Consider the following 3,324-nt stretch of genomic DNA (forward strand, 5'->3'; position numbering starts at 1 on the left):
AATTGAGGATAAAAATTTCTGCTTCTGAGGAGAATAGCGAGCTATTTGACGAAGAAGCAGGAATTTTTAGACCAATTTATTGCAACCGCAGTAGGACAGCCTTAAGTCCGACAGGCTGCTAGTGCTGCTGTGATGAATTTGGTGCAGATACCTCGTTCACTGAGTTCCTTTTTGTTCACGTAATCGCCCCAAGGGTAACATAGCTGAACGGCTCGATGAGCCTGAGAAGGAACGGTTAACAGTGAGGTGAGTTCAGGCTGATACGATCAAACGATTGTACCAGCCTTTGACCGAGGTTTGGCAATGGGGATTAGATGAAATATCGTTGGGTTTTTAAGCGGGTGCAGTGAATTTTTAGGTAGCACCCACAGGCAGTAGTTTCTGACGTGTGAGAGCACTGAGATCCTCACCTGTTTGTTCAGATTGTTGTTTTTCAGAAAGCCTGAAGTCCGGCGCCACATGAGATCACTGCTCTTTTGTTCTGTTATTTTGGATCTCAACACCAAAGTATTTAAAATAAATTTGCAATCCTCGTTGGTTAAGCTGCGCGTTTCCATAACCCTTCGGTATTCTGAGAGCATGATGTGGAATAGTTGGCTCCCCATCCCCACATACGCGATTTTCAGTGGCATCTGCAGTGGTCGTATTTGTAGCTTCAAGGGCATCTGTAGTGGTTGTATTTGTAGCTTCAAGGGCATCTGCAGTAGTTGTATTTGTAGCTTCAAGGGCATCTGCAGTAGTTGTATTTGTAGCTTCAAGGGCATCTGCAGTGGTTGTATTTGTAACTTCAAGGGCATCTGCAGTGGTTGTATTTGTAACTTCAAGGGCATCTGCAGTGGTCGTATTTGTAGCTTCAAGGGCATCTGCAGTGGTTGTATTTGTAGCTTCAAGGGCATCTTCAGTGGTTGTATTTGTAGCTTCAAGGGCATCTGCAGTGGTCGTATTCGTAGCTTCAAGGGCATCTGCAGTGATCGTATTTGTAGCTTCAAGGGCATCTGTAGTGGTTGTATTTGTAGCTTCAAGGGTATCTGCAGTGATCGTATTTATAACTTCAGGGGCATCTGCAGTGGTTGTATTTGTAGCTTCAGGGGCATCTGGAATGATCGTATTTGTAGCTTCAGGGGTATCTGCAGTGATCATATTTATAACGTCAGGTGCAGGGGAAGACAGGGTTAAACTTAAATCAGAGTCTGTATTACCTATTGCCGGGTGCACCAGCACTTGGGTCAGTTCATTTGATGCAGGATCAAAGTGAACAATTAAACCGGCTGGCGGTGCTGGTTGATCATTGCTTTCAGGGCGATGATTGGTATTTTCTGTATATTCATCGGCCATGGCCTCGTGATCGAGTTCATAGGTTTTCCTCCTTGATCTACACCATTTAACCAGGCCGCAAGTACCAAAGCCTACTATGGCCAGCGGTGGCAACAGACCAGCGAACACCCGTTTCAGTATTCGCGAGGTGTAATCGGCTGGTTTTACGCTGACCACTGTTCGTATTTGACTGAACTGGTTGTGTGGGTTAGCTGCTGTTACAGTCAGGGGCCATCTTTCCGATAGTGCCCAACCACCGCTTTCTTTACTCAAAGGGGTATCACTATCAGGATTGACCACTAAACTGTTGTTTTGCCAGGTGAACGGGCAATGGTCTTGATGGTCTTCACAGTGAACCCTGACGATCAATCGGGAATTATCGTTGCTGTCTGGCTGATTGGGGTCTGTCACATTCATAAGCCCTACTTCGAACTGGCCCTTATCCCTGTCGTATTCATCGTAGTCATACACAGGAGGGTCTCGCCATTCTGCGAATAAAGGGGGGGAAACGAGCTTCAGGGTATGGATTGTGCCCCGTTTGCCAATCACGGCTATTTTCCTGCCATCCGGACTGGAGGCTATGCTGGTGAGTGCCTGGGGCATGTTTTGAAAGTCAATGAGTTGAGCCTCCTGAGTTTCCCACTGATCTTCTTTGTTAAAAGCCACCAGATGGACGAACCGGTCGGTAGAGGCAATAAAGGCGGTGGTGGAATCATCGGGTAGTTTGGCAATGGTTACATCGTGCACTCCGAACCAGCTGTCCACTTTCTCAAGATCTTCCGGGTTGGAGACTGATTGCATCAGATGCAATTGTCCCTGATCGTATCGAAAAATCAGCAGGGTTTGGGTTTCGGCAGCAACGACAGCAAGGAAGTGTCCATCCGGTGATAGTGTCATGCTAACAATGTCTTTCAGAGCCGGAATGTCTGAAGATGAAGCGAGAGTGACATTCCGCCATTGATTCTCCTGCCATTGTTTATCAAGTTTAATCAGCGAGCTGGTAATGGCTATACCATTATCAACTTCCTGTATTTCATTAAAAGCCGCAATATATGTCAGGTTTGACAGTGGGATAGTGACCACAGGACCTGCTTTTTGGCCCTGGTATCGGGCTAATGGCTCCCCGAAGCGAGAGTCTGGCACTATAGTGCTGGGGGTAAGGACTCCCGACCATTTTTGAATAACGTCAAGGTTGTTGAAATCAACCAAAAAGCTGGATCTGGAATTAGTAGCATTATCAACAGTCAGCAGAATATGGGAAGTGTTGTAGAACGAAACAGAACCCTTATAGACATCCAAGGGTTCCCCATTGGCAGCCAACCCGCTGGAGTTCATTAACAGCAGACGATGTTGCCGGGTTTCTTCCGCTCCACTGGAGCTGGCGATCCATATAACAGCAATGAACATAAGGGCAAAGATGGGGAAAAACGTCTTTGATCTTATATTTTCAGATCTCATAATCAAAAACACCAGAAAGTCAGTGTGGACGTGATTCGTATCGCGGTCTTTTCGATAGATTCGGCGCGTTCGGTGGTACATAGACAACGACCCTCCTGAATCAGGTCATCAGACTGAAAATAAAACACACCGGCTGGCAAATTAAACCCGCGTGTACTGTAATCAGTCATCAACAACGTTGTCGTAGTACCTGACTTGGAAATGGTGGGTCCACGCCAGAAACTGAATCTATACGTAATTGTTGTTAACCGGTGAAGGCCGGTCTTCGCGTATTGGCATAACAAAATATATTGATTCAAAACACTAACCAATGGAGCTCAGGTGAAGGTGCCAATGGGTTGATTGTTTTAAAGCGAAGAAACCCCTTGAGTGCAGATGGACTGCATAACGTCAGGCAAGGATCCTTGGCTCTCGGGAAGGATAGCAGATTTTCGTATTAACCTGAGCATCTCATAAAAAAACATCGTTTGTCGTTTATATTTTGTATTTTACAGCGTATAGCGACCCCGATCACGAAAATGCACAAAGGCTATCGCAAAAGGTTTTAAAAAA

General features: G+C 45.9%; 1 protein-coding gene. It reads right to left on the bottom strand.

Going from position 1 to position 3,324, the window contains the following annotated elements; all coding sequences use genetic code 11:
• Positions 1–465 precede the first annotated feature (465 nt).
• A complete protein-coding gene (locus KBW69_RS08410) occupies positions 466–2,853 on the bottom strand; it encodes a hypothetical protein (RefSeq protein WP_257280590.1) in 2,388 nt (795 codons plus the stop codon).
• Positions 2,854–3,324 lie beyond the last annotated feature (471 nt).

It is taken from the genome of Endozoicomonas sp. ISHI1 (assembly GCF_024606225.1).
Lineage (GTDB): Bacteria > Pseudomonadota > Gammaproteobacteria > Pseudomonadales > Endozoicomonadaceae > Endozoicomonas_A.